The sequence below is a fragment of the Arthrobacter sp. SLBN-83 genome, from assembly GCF_006715285.1.
Lineage (GTDB): Bacteria > Actinomycetota > Actinomycetes > Actinomycetales > Micrococcaceae > Arthrobacter.
The window spans coordinates 3,659,947-3,677,079 of record NZ_VFMX01000001.1 but is presented as its reverse complement, the minus strand read 5'-3'; the positions used below and the strand labels follow the sequence as shown (position 1 = coordinate 3,677,079).

General features: G+C 64.4%; 15 protein-coding genes. 7 read left to right on the top strand and 8 right to left on the bottom strand.

The window, feature by feature from the left end:
• Positions 1–44: 44 nt before the first annotated feature.
• Both FBY30_RS17240 and FBY30_RS17235 read left to right on the top strand, forming a co-directional pair.
• Positions 45–1,691, top strand: a complete 1,647-nt coding sequence (locus tag FBY30_RS17240) for an amidohydrolase (protein ID WP_142133816.1) — start codon at positions 45–47, stop codon at positions 1,689–1,691.
• 95 nt (positions 1,692–1,786) lie between these two features.
• Positions 1,787–2,530, top strand: a complete 744-nt coding sequence (locus FBY30_RS17235; protein ID WP_142133815.1) for a polyprenol monophosphomannose synthase — start codon at positions 1,787–1,789, stop codon at positions 2,528–2,530.
• A 96-nt stretch (positions 2,531–2,626) separates the two neighbouring features.
• On the opposite strand, the gene FBY30_RS17230 is transcribed toward FBY30_RS17235, so the two are convergent.
• From FBY30_RS17230 to FBY30_RS17210, 5 genes are all read right to left on the bottom strand, one after another.
• The gene (locus FBY30_RS17230) at positions 2,627–2,974 is read right to left on the bottom strand and encodes an RNA polymerase-binding protein RbpA (RefSeq protein WP_026266052.1); all 348 of its coding nucleotides are present in this window, start codon (positions 2,972–2,974) and stop codon (positions 2,627–2,629) included.
• 241 nt (positions 2,975–3,215) lie between these two features.
• On the bottom strand, positions 3,216–4,160 hold the full coding sequence (locus tag FBY30_RS17225; protein ID WP_142133814.1) for an SPFH domain-containing protein: 945 nt from the start codon (positions 4,158–4,160) through the stop codon (positions 3,216–3,218).
• A 22-nt stretch (positions 4,161–4,182) separates the two neighbouring features.
• Positions 4,183–4,656, bottom strand: a complete 474-nt coding sequence (locus tag FBY30_RS17220; RefSeq protein ID WP_142133813.1) for an NfeD family protein — start codon at positions 4,654–4,656, stop codon at positions 4,183–4,185.
• A 128-nt stretch (positions 4,657–4,784) separates the two neighbouring features.
• Positions 4,785–5,666, bottom strand: a complete 882-nt coding sequence (locus FBY30_RS17215) for a putative RNA methyltransferase (RefSeq protein ID WP_142133812.1) — start codon at positions 5,664–5,666, stop codon at positions 4,785–4,787.
• Positions 5,667–5,732: 66 nt separating this feature from the next.
• On the bottom strand, positions 5,733–6,413 hold the full coding sequence (locus FBY30_RS17210; RefSeq protein ID WP_142133811.1) for a peptide deformylase: 681 nt from the start codon (positions 6,411–6,413) through the stop codon (positions 5,733–5,735).
• A gap of 53 nt (positions 6,414–6,466) precedes the next feature.
• Between FBY30_RS17210 and FBY30_RS17205 the strand changes: the two genes are divergently transcribed.
• A complete protein-coding gene (locus FBY30_RS17205) occupies positions 6,467–6,880 on the top strand; it encodes a nuclear transport factor 2 family protein (RefSeq protein WP_142133810.1) in 414 nt (137 codons plus the stop codon).
• A 28-nt stretch (positions 6,881–6,908) separates the two neighbouring features.
• On the opposite strand, the gene FBY30_RS17200 is transcribed toward FBY30_RS17205, so the two are convergent.
• Genes FBY30_RS17200 through FBY30_RS17190 form a run of 3 tightly spaced genes read right to left on the bottom strand, consistent with a single transcriptional unit; the run spans position 6,909 to position 9,992 of the window.
• Positions 6,909–8,054 (bottom strand): FAD-dependent oxidoreductase, encoded by a 1,146-nt coding sequence (locus FBY30_RS17200; protein ID WP_142133809.1) that lies wholly within the window; start codon positions 8,052–8,054, stop codon positions 6,909–6,911.
• A gap of 2 nt (positions 8,055–8,056) precedes the next feature.
• Positions 8,057–8,752: a class I SAM-dependent methyltransferase gene (locus FBY30_RS17195; RefSeq protein ID WP_142133808.1), complete on the bottom strand. Its 696-nt coding sequence runs from the start codon at positions 8,750–8,752 to the stop codon at positions 8,057–8,059.
• Between the two features lie 16 nt (positions 8,753–8,768).
• Positions 8,769–9,992, bottom strand: a complete 1,224-nt coding sequence (locus FBY30_RS17190; protein ID WP_142133807.1) for a type III polyketide synthase — start codon at positions 9,990–9,992, stop codon at positions 8,769–8,771.
• Positions 9,993–10,404: 412 nt separating this feature from the next.
• Between FBY30_RS17190 and FBY30_RS17185 the strand changes: the two genes are divergently transcribed.
• The 4 genes from FBY30_RS17185 (at position 10,405) to FBY30_RS17165 (ending at position 17,103) form a co-directional block, all read left to right on the top strand.
• The gene (locus tag FBY30_RS17185) at positions 10,405–11,502 is read left to right on the top strand and encodes a tyrosine-type recombinase/integrase (protein WP_142133806.1); all 1,098 of its coding nucleotides are present in this window, start codon (positions 10,405–10,407) and stop codon (positions 11,500–11,502) included.
• A gap of 4 nt (positions 11,503–11,506) precedes the next feature.
• Positions 11,507–11,839, top strand: a complete 333-nt coding sequence (locus FBY30_RS17180; RefSeq protein WP_066275886.1) for a helix-turn-helix domain-containing protein — start codon at positions 11,507–11,509, stop codon at positions 11,837–11,839.
• A gap of 181 nt (positions 11,840–12,020) precedes the next feature.
• Positions 12,021–13,325, top strand: coding sequence for a hypothetical protein (locus FBY30_RS17175; RefSeq protein WP_235009475.1), 1,305 nt, complete (start codon positions 12,021–12,023; stop codon positions 13,323–13,325).
• 1,435 nt (positions 13,326–14,760) lie between these two features.
• The gene (locus tag FBY30_RS17165) at positions 14,761–17,103 is read left to right on the top strand and encodes a bifunctional polysaccharide deacetylase/glycosyltransferase family 2 protein (RefSeq protein ID WP_142133804.1); all 2,343 of its coding nucleotides are present in this window, start codon (positions 14,761–14,763) and stop codon (positions 17,101–17,103) included.
• Positions 17,104–17,133 lie beyond the last annotated feature (30 nt).

Sequence of the window (17,133 nt, the reverse complement as noted above, 5' to 3'; positions counted from 1 at the left end):
CCGGCCGCCGCCGGCATGCCCAAACCCCAGGAGTCACTCCCACCATGCCCAGCCCTGAAGCCACGTCCCGTCCCGCCCCGGTGTTGTACCGGAATGGGTCCGTCTACACCGCGGCAGACCCCTTCGCCACGGCCATGCTGGTGGACGGCGACACCGTTGCCTGGGTCGGGTCGGAGCAGGCGGCATCGTCCATTGCGGACAGCTCCATGGAGGTCATCGACCTCCATGGCGCCCTGGTGGCCCCTGGGTTCGTCGATTCGCACGTGCACCTGACCGAAACCGGGATCGCCCTGGAGTCACTGCAGCTGGGGGCCGTGACCTCCGCCCGCGCCCTGCTGGACGCGGTTGCCGGGGCCGGTGGTAACGGGCCGGTGCTTGGCCACGGGTGGGACGAGACCACCTGGGCGGACTCCACCCTGCCCAGCGCCGAGGAACTGGAGCGGGCAGCGGGCGGCCGTCCGGTGTACCTATCGCGGGTGGACGTGCACTCGGCGCTGGTCTCGCCGGCGCTGGCACAGTCCGCGGACCTGCGCGGCAAGGACGGGTACGACGGCGGCGCCCGGGTAACGCGGGCGGCCCACGAAGCAGCCCGGCTGGCAACGCGCCGGTTGCCGCAGGAAGCACTGAAGCGGCACCAGGAGCGTGCCTTGGCGGAGGCAGCGGCCAACGGTTACGTTGCCGTAGCAGAGATGGGGGCGCCGCATATCGGCGGCGCCGAGGATCTCAAGCTTGCTGCCGCCTGGAACGGTGTGGACGGAGGGGCGCAGTTTCCCGAGGTGCTGCCGTACTGGGGTGAGCTGGTTTCGTCCGAGGAGCAGGCCCGCGTCCTCGTTGGGCAGTTCGAAGGAGGCATCCGCGGCCTTGCCGGTGACCTCAACATTGACGGTTCGCTGGGTTCCCGCACCGCCGCGCTGCGATCCGGCTACAGCGATTCAGCCCAGGAGCGCGGCGCGCTGTACCTCAGCGTGGACCAGGCAGCAGCCCACCTTGCCGCATGTTCCCTCGCCGGGATCCAGGGCGGGTTCCACGTAATTGGCGACGCCGGGCTTGACGCCGCGCTGGAAGCCCTGGACCTGGCGGCCAAGGAAGTGGGGGAGCAGCGGGTGCGTGCCGCCGCCCATCGCTTTGAACATGTAGAAATGGCTGATGCGGCTGCTGTGGCCAGGCTGGCCCACTACTCCGTGACGGTCAGCGTCCAGCCGGCCTTCGATGCAGCCTGGGGCGGGCCGGGTGGACTTTACGAGCAGAGGGTGGGGGAGCGCAGCCGGGCCATGAATCCGTTCGCCGCCTTCTACTCGGCAGGAGTTCCTGTGTGCTTCGGCAGCGACAGTCCCGTCACCCCCCTCCGTCCGTGGGCCAGCGTGCGCGCCTGCGTGGAACATCACAACGCTGCAGAACGAATCTCCGCACGGGCGGCGTTCCTGGGCCACACCCGCGCCGGCTGGAGGGCCGCCCGTCACGCGAACCCTATGGCCGGGCAGCTTGTTCCCGGGGCGCCAGCCAGTTTCGCCGTCTGGGAGGTGGAAGAACTGATGGTCCAGGTGGCCGATGGACGGGTCCAGTCCTGGAGCACCGATCCGCGGGCCAGGACCCCCCTGCTGCCGGCCCTGGACACCGGCTCGGACCCGGTATGCCTTCAGACCGTCAAAAACGGCACCGAACTGTTCGCCAGCCCGGCACTGCGTTCCTGACCCGGGAACCGTCCGCCCTATAATGGGGAGTTGCGCCCGGCGCCGGCAAGCCCGGCACCCGGTGCACCGACCACTTCCACCAGGAAAGGCCCTTTGTGCGCGTCCTTACGATCATTCCCACCTACAACGAACTGGAATCACTGCCCAAGACGCTCCAGCGCCTTCGGAAGGCCGTTCCGGCGTCGGACGTGCTGGTGGTTGATGACAACAGCCCTGACGGCACCGGGCAACTTGCCGACGGCGTCGCCGCCGAGGATTCCCAGGTCCATGTCCTGCACCGCAAGGGCAAGGAAGGCCTGGGCGCAGCCTACATTGCCGGCTTCAAGTGGGGCCTGGAGGCCGGCTACGACGTCCTGGTCGAAATGGACGCAGACGGTTCGCATCAGCCCGAACAGCTTCCCCAACTGCTCGAAGCGGTGGACCAGGGCGCAGACCTGGCCATGGGCTCGCGCTGGGTTCCCGGCGGCAGCGTAGTCAACTGGCCCCTGTACCGCCAGGCAATCTCCCGGGTGGGCAGCACCTACGCCCGGCTGATGCTGGGCCTGCCCATCAAGGACGTGACCGGCGGCTTCCGCGCGTTCCGCAGGACCACCCTCGAGAAGCTCAACCTGGACCAGGTGGACTCGGTGGGCTACGGCTTCCAGGTTGACCTGGCCTGGCGTGTTGCCAAGCTGGGCCTGCGCATTGAGGAACGGCCCATCACTTTCGTTGAGCGTGAGCTGGGGGCGTCGAAGATGAGCGGCAACATCGTCGTCGAAGCCATGATCAACGTCACCAAGTGGGGTCTGGCCGCCCGGTGGAACACCCTGGCCGGCAAGCTGAAGAACAAGCAGGCTTGATTTTCCGTTAGACGCGAACCCGCAGGGGACGGAATGCTGAAAAGGGGGTGGCCCCGCACCAAAGTGCGGGGCCACCCCTTTTTTTTGCGGCTGGCCCTAGGCCGAGCGGCGCTCCCCGCGGCGTTCGCGGAGGATGGTCAGGCGGTCCTCGAGGATCTGTTCAAGTTCAGGCAGGGAACGGCGTTCCAGCAGCATGTCCCAGTGGGTGCGCACTGCCTTGTCGTTGCTGGTGTCCGGCTTCTCGCCGTCGACCAGGAGCGCTTCCTTGCCGGTCTTGGAGACCCACACCGGAGGAATTTCCGCCTCGGAGGAGAACGTGACGAAGACCTGCTCGCCATCCGCGCAACGGTATTCAACCCGCTGGCGCGGAGCCGGCTCAACTCCGGACTCGGTCTCCATGCTCTGCGCACCAAGGCGCATGCCCCGCAGGCTGCGATCGCTCATGTTTTCTCCCTCTGGTCGGTTCGCGGATCAGGTCTCCGCGCTAGCCGGTGGCGCCGTGGCACCGCCGGACTACTGTGTGCACTGTGCTGCATCATTGGATTCAACGCATTGCGAAGCTTGGTTGTTCCAGCCGGTATACTCCTGCCGGACAAATACCCAATTGTACGGGTGATATTCCGTCAAAGCCAAAACAGGGAGGGTTCCGTGGTGTTCCGCGGAACCCTCCCTGTTTCCTGCGCTGCTAAGGCTGGCTGCGCTCGGTTGGCGTTTGCTCGAAGAGCCCGGACACGGCGGCTTCGGCATTGGTGCCACCGATGGCGCTGCCGATGCCCTTCAGGGCTTCCCCAACCTCGCTCGGGATGATCCAGAGTTTGTTGGCCGACCCCTCAGCAAGCTTGGGCAGCGTCTGGAGGTACTGGTAGGCCAGCAGTTTCTGGTCCGGATTTCCTTTATGGATAGCGTCGAAGACCTTCTGGATTGCCTGCGATTCGCCGTCTGCGCGAAGGATTGCGGCCTTGGCCTCGCCTTCGGCCTTGAGGATCGCTGCCTGGCGCTGGCCTTCTGCCGTCAGGATGGCGGACTGCTTGGTTCCCTCTGCGGTGAGGATGGCGGCGCGGCGGTCACGCTCCGCGCGCATCTGCTTCTCCATGGAATCCTGGATGGAGTGCGGCGGGTCGATGGCCTTCAGTTCCACCCGCGAGACGCGGATGCCCCAACGGCCGGTTGCCTCGTCCAGGACGCCGCGCAGCTGCCCGTTGATCTGGTCACGGGATGTAAGGGCTTCCTCCAGGTTGAGTCCGCCCACCACGTTGCGCAGCGTGGTGGTGGTGAGCTGCTCCACGGCCTGGATGTAGTTGGCGATCTCATACGTGGCTGCACGGGGGTCAGTCACCTGGAAATACACCACCGTATCGATGGAAACCACCAGGTTGTCTTCGGTAATGACCGGCTGCGGCGGGAAGGACACCACCTGTTCGCGCAGGTCCAGGAGCGGCAGGAGCCGGTCCACGAACGGAATCAGGATCGTCAGGCCCGGGTTGAGCGTCCGCTGGTACTTGCCGAGCCGTTCAACGACGCCGGCGCGTGCCTGCGGAATGATCCGGACGGCCCGGACCAAAACTATGATGACAAAGACGATCAGGACCACCAGCACGATGGCCAGCGCGGTTCCGCCTGCGTTATTCATACAACTCCTTGTTCCCCAATTGTCAGGTTGTATCTGGTCCGGTAGCCGCCGTCGGCGGTGCCGAAACCACTGCTGTTGCGCCGTCGATGGCCGCTACGACCACCTTCTGGCCCGCGGGAAGTACTCCCGCGGCGGAGCGGGCGCTCCAAATATCGCCACCGATTTTCACCAGGCCGCCGTCGGAGGTGACGGCTTCCATGACCACGGCCGGTTCGCCAATGAGCCGGTCCACGTTGGTCCGCTGTTCGGACGGGCCCTTTTTCAGGTGCGAGAGCGCCACCGGGCGGACAAAGGCAACCATGAGCAGGGACACGATGCAGAAGATGACCACCTGCAGCCAGGGATCGGCGCCGGCGAAGTCGGCGACCAGTGCAGCGAGTGACCCGCCGCCGAGCATAATGAAAAACAGGTCAAGCGTGATCATTTCGATCACGGCAAATGCCAGGAAGGCCGTGAGCCACACGGCCCACCAGTTTTCCCCAAGCCATTCGAACATCCCTGTTTCCCCCTTCGTCACAGGGGGCCGCATGCGCGGACCCGCCAGTAACTGTCTTTTCATCCTAGTCCGCGGTCCTGTGGTGTGGGCGGGATCATGGAAGCTGCCGGGGGATAGTGGCCAAGTCGTTACGGGGCGCCCTCGGTGGTGGGCCGGAAGACAAAGAGCCTGAACTTCGCCTGCGCTGCCACCGGCTCAGGAGTGTCTTCGAGCCGGGCGGCGATCCGCTCGCGGTCCAGGTGGTGGCCCGCAGGTCCCATGAACGCCAGGTCTGTGGCGGCGGCCCGGCTGAGCTCCAGCGCGACGTCGACGTCGAGGGTGCTTTCCGCCTCGAAGTGGCCGGCCATCGCCACGGCCAGGCGTTCGTCCTTGCCTTCTTCGATCCCCAGCATTCCGGTCACAGCGGCGAGCTCCGCGAGGTGTCCGCTGCGCGGCGTCACCACCACCAACGCGCCCGTGGGGCGCAGGACGCGGGCGAATTCGGCGGGGTTCCGCGGGGCAAAGACCACGGTGACCGCGTCCACCGAATTGCTTTCCACCGGAAAGGGCTGCCAGATGTCCCACACCAGGTTGACCGCTTCGGGATTGAGCCGCGCGGCGCGCCGGAGGGCGAATTTGGAGATGTCCAGGCCGATGGCGGACGCGTGGCGCCCGGTGGCAGCGGCGGCGTCGAGGATTTCACGCAGATAATGTCCGGTTCCCGTTCCGGAGTCCAGCACCACCGCATCTTCTGCCGGCAGGTGGGTTACGACGGCGGCAGCCAGCGCCTGCGCCATCGGTCGGTAGTGGCCGTCCCCCAGGAAGTTGAAACGGGACGCCACCATGGCCGCACTGTCCGGCTCGAAGGGTGAGCCCTTGCCCACCAGAAGGTTGAAGTAGCCCTGGCGGGCGGCGTCGAAGCTGTGGCCGTTGGGACAAACCAGGCGCGGTTGGCGTTCCCCTTCCGCTTCCAGATGCTCCAGCGGATCTGAGCAGACGGGACAGAGGAGGGGGACATCCGCGGAAGGCATGGGAACAATCTTAGGGCTGCCGGGACCGCAATTTGTCCCTGCAGCCCTGCCCTCGTGGCAGCTGGGTCAGTCGACGGAAATGCCGGCCGGACCGGCGTCGAACCCCAGGCCTTGCCGTGCCTTGCCGATGCCGGCCTCCGCCCAGTGCGCCGCATACTCCGCGTTGCTGCTCAGGGACCGGAGCTGGGCGCGGTCTATGTACAGGATGCCGTTAAGGTGGTCCGTCTCATGTTGCACGATGCGCGCCTGCCACCCGGCAAACTCCCGCCGCTGTGCCGCGCCGTCGGGCGTCAGATACTCCAGGAGCACCGACTCCGGACGGGCCACCACGGCCTGGAGCCCGTTCAAGGAAAGGCACCCCTCATAAAAGGACGCAAGTCCTGGCCCCAGGGGCGTGTATCGCGGATTCAGGATGGCAAGGAACTCCAGCGGGCTGCGGTTCCTTAGGGCTGCAGCTTCCGGGTCAACGTTGAACTGGTCCTCCAGGACAGCAAGTTGAAGGGGAATGCCCAGCTGCGGGGCGGCCAGGCCCACGCCGGGTGCCTCATGCATGACCTGGCGCATGGTCCCGATCAGGCGGTCCAGCTGGTCCGCACTCAACTGGCCGTCGAATTCCGCGGCGCGCTGCCGCAATGCCGGGTGGCCGGCCTGGACGATGGGTGGAAGGGACCCGGCGGATAGGATCCGCTCCACGGTCTCACGGATCTCGTCGGCACCGGCAGTTGTTCGGGGAACGGTCTGGGTCATGGGGACAGCCTACTGGCCAGCCCACGGGGAAACCTTCGGCTAGGGTCTACTGCATGGCTGACGCTTCCCGCCCTCCCGCATCCCCACTGGAACACGTCCTGGAATTTATCCGGGTCCTCGAGGCGGGTGGTGGGTCGGCGGAAATCCAGCCGTTCCTGTCGGAATCGTTCGTGCTGACCGAGGCACCGCATCTGCTGGCTCCGGAAGGATCCACCCGGACGCTGGCGGGGGTCCTTGCCGGTGCCGACCAAAGCCGCGAGGTAGTGAAGGACCAGCAGTTCATTGTGCGGCGCACCACCTGCGAAGGCGGGCGGGTGGTGGTGGAGGCCGACTGGTCCGCCACGGTGCTCATGGACCTGCGGTACTGGGACCTCGGCGAGACCATCCGCGCCAGGACGGCCTCGGTCTTTGAAGTGAGCCGCGGCGTGATCGTGAGCCAGGACAGCTACGACTGCTATTTCCGCTAACCCCTGCCTGCCTTATTCCACCGGGAGCCTAGTGCATGGTGAAGCGCCTGGCGACCCACCGGTTCACTGCCGGTATTCCAGCTGCCGCGCCTATGGCGGCGGTGCGAATTCCCAGGAGTTGTGACGGCAGCGGCCTGCCCAGCATCATGTTTACTTCCGCCTGCCGGCGGGCGAGGACTGCTGCCTTCCGGCGGCGCTTCTCGAAGTCCCTGAGCTGCCTGCCGGTTGGCTCGCCTGCCAGGGCCGCGCAAACCACCGGCAGCAACTCCCTGGCGTCCAGCCAGCCCAGGTTCATGCCCTGGCCTCCAATTGGGCTGATCTCGTGCGCTGCATCTCCCACCAGCACGGACCGTCCCGCAACGGTGCGGCGGGCAATGGTGGACCGCACGCTGAAGGCGCTCAGCATGGAATTCGAGGCCGCATCAGGAAGGAACCCGGTCCGGCGGCGCACCAGTTCCACCAGCTCCTGTGGGCCTGCCGCCGGTCCGGCGGGTTGTCCCAGCCGGACCACCCAGCGGCGCACGCCGCCGGGCAACGGGAAGGATTCCACGATTCCCTCCGGTTCCAGGAACAGGACGGCTTTGTGCCCGTAGTGCGTGCCGTCGTCGAAATCCCCCATGAGGTAATGGTCAGGATAGGTTGTGCTGGCCACCGGCACCTGCAAGGCGCCACGGAGCCGGGACCTGGCACCGTCAGCCACCACGAGCAAAGCTGCTGTGGCGCTGCGGTGTGTGGCACCGGAGCCGGACTCGACCTCCACGGAGACTGTGCCGCCGTCGTCCCTCACCGTGGTGACGTTAGCACCCCTGATGACCGCTCCGGGATCCAGCGCAGTCACGCGCTCTTCGAGAAGCTGCTCCGTGCGGAACTGCGGCAGCGCCAGCACAAAGGGAAAGTCCCTTGATACGGCGCCGAACTCCATGGTCCCCACGGTCCTACCGCCGCTGACCGCAACGCCGGTGCTGATGCGGATGCCCTCCTGCACCATGGAGTCAGCCACCCCAACCCCGGCAAGCGCCTGCAGGGCCGGAGGGTGGATGCCGATGGCGCGGGTATGCCGGTTCCGCGTTTGGCGCTGCTCAAAAACCTTGACAGAGACCCCTTCCTGCAGCAGCGCCGCAGCCAGGTACAGGCCCACGGGACCTGCGCCGGCGATCACAACCTCAGCGTCCACGGTCAGCCCTTACGGTAGGTCAGGACCTGGTGAAAGGCCCATGCGCGCTCCACTGACCAGCCCGGGGGAGCGGCGGCAGCCAACTCGGCAGGCCGGTAGCTCCGGCGGATGGAGGTGAGGCCGTCCTGGCGGATGAAGGAGCGGCGGAAGGGGAGTGCGGCAACGCTGAAGAGGGCAAAAGCGGTGGGGCTTCGCACAAGGTCGTTGTGCAGCGCCTTCCTTGATGCCAGGATTTCCGAGTCCGCCAAGAGTTGGCGGAGTTCTTCGGGTGCCAGGTGGTGCAGCATATGGTTGGAAATCACGACGTCGAATGCCGCGCCTTCCCGGACCAGCTCACCGCTGTGGGCCTGGCGGAACGCAACGCCCGGTACGGATCGTCGGCGCCTGGCAAAGCTGGCCGCGCGGGGATCGGGATCGATGCCGGTGATCTGCATTGGCATGCCGTCCCTGGCGGCCCATCCGGCCAGCATGACCGCCAGGTCGCCGCCGCCGCAGCCGATATCCAGGACGGTCAGCGGCGCCTGGCCCTGCCGCTTCAGGTTGCGCAACTCCCTGTTGTACAGCCGGCGCCACCCCGACAGGGCCCGGTTGATGATGCCGAACTGCCGGTAGGTGTTGTCCAGGAGCCGGGGGTCACAGTCGGGGTAGTCCATCTGCTCGATGTCTCCGGTGGCGCGCCGGCTAAGCAGGATGTCCATTGTTGTGGAAGCCCGGTCAGGCAAGCGTGGCCTCCGTTGCCCGGCTGTCCTGGAGCAGGGCGTCCTCCCCGGCATTATCCAGCCGGGCAGTGTTTGCCGGCCCGCCGGTTAGCTGCCGGAGCTTCGTAAACAGGCCCGTTTCAACGGTCAGGCCCGGCCCAAAGGCCATGGAACAGATCCGTTCATCCCCTTCCTGGAGGGGCTGTTCAAGGATGTGTTTGAGGACGAACAGCACGGTGGCGCTGCTCATGTTGCCGAAATTGCGCAGGGTCTCCCGGGCGGGAACCAGTTGCGGGTCACTCAGGCCGAGCCGGGACTGCACCTTATCCAGGATGCTGCGGCCGCCGGGGTGGATCGCCCAGTGGGGGATGGCGGTGTAGGGGAGTGCCGCCAGCTCCGGTTCCCTGGCCAGGAGCGGTTCCAGCGCGTCCACGATGTGGTCATCAATGATGTGCGGCACGTAGTTTCCAAGCACCATCTCGAAGCCGTTGTCGCCGATGTTCCAGGCCATGGAGTCCTCGCCGACCGGCGTCAGGACAGTTTCGAAGTGGTCCAGCTTCAGCAGTGCGGTTTTCTCAGCGCCTGGCCGGGCCGTCACGACGGCGGCTGCCGCACCATCGGCGAACAGGGCCGAGCCCATGATGGTGTCCGGGTTGTTGGAGGTGCGCACGTGCAGGGAGCACAGTTCAGCGCAGACCACCAGGACGACGGCGTTGGGATCCGCCTCACAGAACAGCTTCGCGGCGCGGAGTGCGGGGAAAGCCGCGTAACAGCCCATAAAACCCAGGTGGTAGCGCTGAACAGCAGGACTGAGGCCGAGTTCGCGGACAACCTTATAGTCAGGGCCCGGATTGAAGAAGCCGGTGCAGGAAACGGTCACCAGATGAGTTATGTCAAGTAAATCGAGTTCGGGGGCTGCCTCCAGGGCAGCGCGGGAAGCCTGCACGAACAGTTTGGTTGCCTCGCGGGCGAAGATGTCATTGCGGACCTTGGTGCTGGGGTTCAGCAGCAGGCCAGTTTCCTGGTCGTAGAACTGGGGGTTTTCGGAGCGGCCCGTGGTGGTCAGTTCCTCGACGGCGGTGAACCTCGTCTCAATGGCTGCGCCATCAAAGCAGGTGTTGACCAGCCGCGAACCCAAACGGGACAAGCCCGGCTGCGCCGCGAACACGTCGCGGGCTTCGGACTGGATCAGCTTTGTCGTCGGAACTGCAGTTTCAAGTGAACGCACGTAGACCGTCATTGATTCATTCTTGACGGGTGCCCGGATAAAGACAATGGCTCAGCGTCCTGACCAGCGCATTCATGGCTGATACTGCGGCCAGGGCTGCTTGCCCCGGGACCCCGTCCGGAGCCCTTCCTAAAACGCCGATAATCTACATTATGTCAAGTAGAACAGTGATTATTGCATCCGATGCATGATCATCCCTCCTCTGCCCATCAAGGGCCGCCAGGTAGTCGTCCACCATTAAAAAGCGCCCTTGACCTGCGTAAACACTTCACACGGCGTCGATGCAGGACACTTCGAAAAGCATCGACGGGGCGCACAATGCCACCAGGCATTCATGCTGGATGCCCCACTGAGCGGCGGATTTGCAGGGATTCTGCATTAATTGCATGATTCATGCATCCAATGCAATGCTTCAGGAGGGTTCATGGCGGTCGATTCAGCGGGACGGGTGCTGGGTCTCGGCGCGGTGCATTTCCTTCATCCGGAGGACGTCGTGTTCGCCCAGATGCTCACCGGTTGGCGGAATCAGCAGCTGAGCAGGAATCTTTCGTTTGGCACTATCGACGGCCGGGAGCGGCTGGTGACGCGGTTCCAGGAGTCGACGAATGAGTATCCGTGGCAGTGGACGCCGGCTCATGTGGATGAGTTCTTCGGGGATCTGCGCGGTGTGAAGCACGCGGCCCAGTCCACGATCCGGAGTTATCAGGCGGCGCTTCGGGCGTTCTGCTCGTACGTAGCCTCGCCGGATTATGGCTGGGACCGGGTCTGCGAGCAGTATTTCGGAACGCATCCTTCGCAGGTATGTTTCGACTGGAACACCGCGGTCCACGCCCAGAGCAACGAATCGCATCCCAAGCGGCGGCCGTTCACCCGGCAGGAGCTGCAGGCATTCTTTGACCGGGCCGATGACGAGGTGGACAGAATTGCGACGCTGGGCCGCAAGGGCTGGCTGCCAGCCTACCGCGACGCTGTCCTGTTCAAGGTGGCCTACTGCTGGGGTCTCCGGCGCAACGAGGTCAGGCACCTGCAGACAGTCGATTTTGCCCGCAACCCGCACGCCCGGGAATTCGGCAAGTACGGGGTCCTGCAGGTCCGCTACGGCAAAGCCATGAAGGGTTCACCACCCAAACGGCGCAGCGTCCTGACCGTGTTCGACTGGTCCACGGAAATCGTTGCCGACTGGCTGGAACGCGGCCACCCGCATATGACCGACGGCCTGGACCTGTTCCCTTCCGAGCGCGGCACCCTTGTCTCGGAGACGGCGCTGAACCGAAGGTTCAACCGGTACTGCGAGGACTTGGGCCTCTCCCCCGGCCTGGACATCCACTCACTCCGCCGCTCTTATGTCACCCACCTGATCGAATCAGGCATGGACGCTTTGTTCGTCCAGCACCAGGCCGGGCACGAGCACGCCTCAACAACGGCCCTCTACACCTCAGTCTCCAGCGACTACAGGGTCAAAACACTGCGCCGTGCCCTGGACTCCACGATCCGGGACGCGCTGGCCGGAATGGAAGACTGAACGCATGAAACGAGAGATCGACTACCGCTGGCGGCTTGCAGAACTTATGGCGGCCCGGGGAATGCACAACAGCACAGACCTCAGTCCCTTGCTCAAGGAACGCGGCATCGAACTCTCCGCCTCCCAGGTATACCGGCTCGTCACCCAACGCCCGGAGCGCGTCTCCCTCATGATGATCGCTGCGCTCTGCGACATCTTCTCCTGCGGACCCGAAGACCTGGTCACCGTCACGGCAACGGATGCCAAGGTCCGCAAAGTAGCCTCAGACGCGAATGTCGTGGACCTGAACAAGACCATCCGGCCCAAACGCGCGAGGGTAATCCGCGATGACGGCTGAGATCAGCCCCCGGCTGGCCGTTCGGGGTCGGCCCCGCACCACCGGGATCTTCACCTGTGACAGGTGCTCACGGTCAGCCGGTAAGCACCGTGCCAGCTGGCCGGAAGGCCGGATCTGCGGGACCTGCTTCACGATTGCCATGCGCACCCACGGCACCTGCCCCGGCTGCAGGACAGAGCGCATGCTCCCAGGCCGGTCAGCTACCCACGGGGATCAGCCGATCTGCGTCGACTGCGCAGGCATCACCCAGGACTACCACTGCTGGGGGTGCGGCACGGAAACTGAGCACTACCGTCACAACACCTGTGCCCGCTGCTCACTGCGGAACGACCTCACAGCGCTGATGCACGTCGACGAGTCCCAGGGCACGGAAACGACGGCAGCAAAACTGCTCGCCGCGCTCTGCGCAGCCCAGCGCCCCGAAAGCATCCTCACCTGGCTCCGCAAACCCGGTGTCGGCGAACTGCTCGAACGACTTGCCACCGGAGACATACCATTCAGTCACGAGGCGCTGGACAGGGAACCCAACGGCCTACGGGTGGAGCACCTGCGCAGCCTGCTCGTCCACCACAACCTACTGCCCGGGCGGGATCACTACCTCGCCCTCTTTGAGCGGTGGCTAGCCAGCAAGCTCGATGGGGTTGATGATCCCGAGGTTCGGCGACCCATCGAGTCCTTTGCCCGCTGGCACCACCTGCGACGCATCAGAGGCCTCTCTCTAGACGGGAAGCCCACCCAAGGTCCTGTGCACAGCGCCAAGCAGGAGATCACCGAAACCGCCAAGTTCCTCAGCTGGCTCAAACTCACCCACGGTCGGACTGCCACGTCCTGCGTCCAGGCTGACGTAGATGCATGGCTGGCCGACGGCCCAACCACCAGGCACGCCATCAGAACCTTCTTCGTCTGGGCGGTGAAGAACCGGACCTGTGTTAACGTCACCATCGGCTTCCGGCAGGCCAAGACCGTGCCGCTGCTCACGCAGGACCAGCGGCTCGCCATGCTCAAGGCATGTCTCACGGACGATGTCGACACGCTGTCCTACCGGGTCGCCGCAATTCTCCTGCTGCTCTACGCCCAGCCAACAGTGAAGATCGCCGCGATGAAAAGCACCAGTGTGATCCTCACGCCCGAGGGCCTGCACCTGTCACTCGGCGAAGGTGACCCAGCGCCGGTACCTGAACCGTTCGCCGCCCTGGTCAAACAGCACCTTGCCTCCCGCCCCAACATGCGCACGGGAAGCACTTCCGGAAGCACATGGCTCTTCCCGGGCTACCGCGCTGGCCAGCACATCCATCCCAACACCCTCATGGCACGGCTCCGGGAAAACGGCATAAACCTGATGGGTGCACGCAACGCATCACTCCGCGCCCTCGTCAAGGAAGTGCCCGCTCCTCTCGTCGCTGAGATGATCGGATACAGCTATCAAGTCACCCAAAAATACGCAGCTGCCGCCGCCGGGCAGTGGTCCCGCTATCCAAGAATCTAGGCCACGCGGATAATGACTGACACCATCGGAATCGATCATGGTTACGCTCTGGAGATTCTGGATTGACTGCGATGGATGGGGCCCGACTAATGGAGGCACGGTGGCCACAAAGGAAGAAGTGCAAAAGAGGCTTCAACGTATCCTCCGCTGGTTCCTTCCAGTAACGCTCCTCATGCTGATCTCCAGCGTCTTAAGCCTCGCCGGTGTCGATTCAGAGCCCTGGCTCTGGATTCGGACAATCCTCTTCAGCATCGCCGTTGTCATACTCTGCGTCCAAGTAACCAGGTTCTCGCTATGGCAGCGCGATGAGTACTGGCGCGAAAAAGGGCGAGATCCTAAGCATCCAGAACGCTTCCCGTCGAGTGGTACTACGGAATAGTTCCAAACCGAATAATCATCGTCGCCAGTAGTGCTGATGAGGACTGCCAGTCCTGCTCAGTGACGCCGTTGTATGGAGGCCCCCACCACGGCTCCCAGTCCCAGCCCCAGTGCAAAACCCCAGAATGGTGATTGGAACAACGCCAGCCCAAGGCTTATCCCCAGGGCCGCGCCAACCAGGCTGCATATCCACAAGGCTTTGTTCACAGTGCCTCCAGTAGGGCTGGGCCGACCTCGATTCCTGCTGCGACCCTACTGCATCCCTATCCTCTAGGCGGGCCAAAACGGGGAGTCCGGCACGGAAGTTGGGTAGCTCCCACCCATGCGCGCTGCGGCCGGGCGTCCTAACCTTTTGGACATGGCGGCAGGCCGGCCGGGCCAGCCGCGGGCGCGATGAAGCGGTCCCCGGACCACTTTCTTGTTCATGCAGACGGCGACGGCGCCCCGGTACTCCTTTCATTCCCTAGGACGTCCCATGCAGGAACTCCTCCGCCCGCAAGCGTGCACCCATTCCGCCGGCACCTGCCAGGGATGCCGTTCCCGAATGCGGGAGGATGCGCTGCAGCAGGCACCAGGCAGACCCATCATCCTCCTGCACCCCGCGCCCGTCAGGGTTCGGTCCCTCCCGGCAACTGCAGTCGCGTATACCGTAACCGACGTCCTCGTCGAATGGGACGGAGACGGCGGATACCACCTGCGCTGGGAGGCAAGCTGGCTTGTGCACCGCTGTGCACCCCGGCAGGCAGCGGCGCAGTAGGCCCTGTGCTGACTCCCCCGGGTCTTTCCGGCTGGGACCAGGGGGTGCCTCCCCTGCCGTAGGTAGGTAACACCTAATAAATCATTCAGGTACCCCTTACGCGTGTTTGCGCTGAGCCCCCAAACCTATCGTCGTAGCCAGGACGGCGGCCCATGCGGCTGTCGTCGCTGGTCAAGCCGGTTTTGCCTGCCCAACGGCAGGCGTGCACCACCGGATCCTTGCAGCAGCTCGAGGAGCAGGCGACCAGCCCCTTTCGGGCGCAATCGATGACGCTTTGCAGGTTTCCAGGCAGGGGCTCCGATGACAAACCTCTCCCCCCACTTACCAGCCGTCCAGCCACCTGTCTTCTTCGACGCCAGCGGAACCCGCTGGCCCCGCCTTTTAAACGTCCTGCTGGCAGCGGGGCTAACCATCGTCCTGGTGCTCGGCGCGGTGCTCCCCGCCGCGACCGCCCCCCTGCAGCAGGGCTCGATGAATCAATCCCCCGACTATCCGCGCCGGCTCCTTGCGCAGCAGGACGTGACGGATATCCCCCGCGTTGGATATGAGCAAGGCAACGAAATCTTCCACCGTATAGACCTCGTGGAAAGGCGGGACGGCATCGATTTGCTGAAGGACCCCTTCAGTAACCAGGTGTGGCGGGAGGCAACAGCGGAGGAAGCCGCTGCCATAGGTGACAAACCGTATGCAGTGGAGGCGTATGGACTCCCGCCGGACCATACCCTGATGCTGACCTTCGATGACGGGCCCGACCCGCGCTTTACGCCCCAAATCCTGGACCTGCTGTCACGGGAAGGAGTCCCTGCCACCTTTTTTGCGGTAGGTGAAAATGTCGTGGAAAACCCGGATATCTTCCGCCGGATGGTCCGCGAAGGCCACATGGTGGGCAACCACACCATGAGCCACATTGACTTTTGGGCGCACGATGATGCCTACAACAGGCAGGAGATTATCGGTGAGGACCGGGTGATGCGGGCCGCGGACAACTACGCCTCACGGTTGTTCAGGATTCCAACGGGTAATCCGGAAAACAACACCCTTGCCCTGCTCCAGGCACAGCAGCTGGGCTACCTCCACGTCAATATGGACCTGGATACCCGGGACTGGGAGTACTCCCCGGGTACCCCGATCCCTCCCCCGGACCTGGATGGCCTGGGCCACGTCATGCTGGTGCACGACGGTGGTGGGGACCGGACGGCGACCATCCAGATGCTTAAAAAGTTCATCCCCGAAGCAAAAGCCCAGGGCTATCGGTTCACCACCCTGGAGCCCATGCTGCCGGCCGGATTCGTCCCCCAGCGCAGCGTCACTGCAGGTATCCAGGACGACCTGACGCTTGGAGCCCTCACCGCATACCTGGTTACTCCAAACGTTGTGATGAACTGGCTGTTCTGGTTCGGGGTCGGCTCACTGACCATCCTGACGTTCCTGTTCGTTGTCCTTGCCCTCGTCAACAATGCGCGGCAGAAGAGACGGAAGTGGAACCTTCCCCACGCCAAGGACTGGCCGTTCGTCAGCGTGATTCTGCCGGTCTTCAACGAGGAGCCGGTGGTCACCAAGACACTCGACGCCCTCAGGGCCAGCGATTACCCGCGCTTCGAAGTGGTTGCGGTCAATGACGGGTCCACGGATGGCACACTCGCCGTCCTGAACGATTACGCCCACAGTTGGCCGCAGCTGCGCGTTTACAGTCAGCCCAACAGCGGCAAACCCGCGGCAAGCAATTACGGCATTTCCGAGTCGCACGGGCAAATCATCGTGACCCTGGATGGTGACACCCTGTTCGAACCCCAAACCATCAGGATGCTGGCCCGCCACTTCATGGTTCCACGGGGAGAAAAGGAAGTAGGCGCAGTCGCCGGGCACGTGAAGGTGGGAAACCGGCGCAACCTGGTCGCCTGCTGGCAAAGCCTGGAATACCTGTCGGGCATCTGTGTTACCCGAATGGCAGAAGGTCTCATGGGAGCCATCTCCATTGTCCCGGGCGCCTGCGCGGGATGGCGCAAGGAGGCATTGGTCAAAGCGGGAGGGTACCCGGCCACAACCCTCGCCGAAGACGCTGATCTCACACTCTCCCTGCAGCAACTGGGCTACAGCATCGTCCAGGAGAACGAAGCCGTGGCCTGGACAGAGGCCCCGCTGACGCTCAGGGGCTTGTTCAAGCAGCGCCTGAGATGGACTTACGGCAACATCCAGACGCTCTACAAGCACCGCTCCATGCTGTTCAACCCCAAGTTCGGCGCTCTGGGCATGCTGACCATGCCCTACGCCTTGATCTCGGTCCTGGTCCCGCTGGTCTTCATGCCGCTGGCTGTTGGCGTGGCGGTCCTAAGCCTCTCACGGGGTGAATGGCAGGCCATCGCCCTGTTTGCCGCCTTCGTAACGACGACGCATATGGTCATCTCCGTGGTGGCCGTCCTGATGGTCCACGAAAGTCCACTGCATCTGCTCATCGTGCCCTTCTACCGGATCATCTACGAACCCCTGCGGGCCTACGTGGTCTTCGGTTCAGCCATCCGTGCACTGAGGGGATCCGCCGTTGGCTGGTACAAGCCCCAGCGGACCAACAGCGCAACGCTGCCGTCCTCCCCGGCAGACCGACTGCCCCTGCCCCAGACCTCCGCAGGGGGGAGCCCCGGATGAGGAACTCGCGACATGCCGGCTTCTGGATCA

Bases quoted from the DNA above. Each gene is read 5' to 3' on its own strand.
- FBY30_RS17175 (WP_235009475.1), top strand. From the start codon at position 12,021: ATGCTCCCAGGCCGGTCAGCTACCCACGGGGATCAGCCGATCTGCGTC.
- FBY30_RS17230 (WP_026266052.1), bottom strand. From the start codon at position 2,974: ATGAGCGATCGCAGCCTGCGGGGCATGCGCCTTGGTGCGCAGAGCATG.
- FBY30_RS17215 (WP_142133812.1), bottom strand. From the start codon at position 5,666: ATGCCTTCCGCGGATGTCCCCCTCCTCTGTCCCGTCTGCTCAGATCCG.
- FBY30_RS17220 (WP_142133813.1), bottom strand. From the start codon at position 4,656: ATGTTCGAATGGCTTGGGGAAAACTGGTGGGCCGTGTGGCTCACGGCC.
- FBY30_RS17225 (WP_142133814.1), bottom strand. From the start codon at position 4,160: ATGAATAACGCAGGCGGAACCGCGCTGGCCATCGTGCTGGTGGTCCTG.
- FBY30_RS17205 (WP_142133810.1), top strand. From the start codon at position 6,467: ATGGCTGACGCTTCCCGCCCTCCCGCATCCCCACTGGAACACGTCCTG.
- FBY30_RS17180 (WP_066275886.1), top strand. From the start codon at position 11,507: ATGAAACGAGAGATCGACTACCGCTGGCGGCTTGCAGAACTTATGGCG.
- FBY30_RS17185 (WP_142133806.1), top strand. From the start codon at position 10,405: ATGGCGGTCGATTCAGCGGGACGGGTGCTGGGTCTCGGCGCGGTGCAT.
- FBY30_RS17190 (WP_142133807.1), bottom strand. From the start codon at position 9,992: ATGACGGTCTACGTGCGTTCACTTGAAACTGCAGTTCCGACGACAAAG.
- FBY30_RS17240 (WP_142133816.1), top strand. From the start codon at position 45: ATGCCCAGCCCTGAAGCCACGTCCCGTCCCGCCCCGGTGTTGTACCGG.
- FBY30_RS17195 (WP_142133808.1), bottom strand. From the start codon at position 8,752: ATGGACATCCTGCTTAGCCGGCGCGCCACCGGAGACATCGAGCAGATG.
- FBY30_RS17210 (WP_142133811.1), bottom strand. From the start codon at position 6,413: ATGACCCAGACCGTTCCCCGAACAACTGCCGGTGCCGACGAGATCCGT.
- FBY30_RS17165 (WP_142133804.1), top strand. From the start codon at position 14,761: ATGACAAACCTCTCCCCCCACTTACCAGCCGTCCAGCCACCTGTCTTC.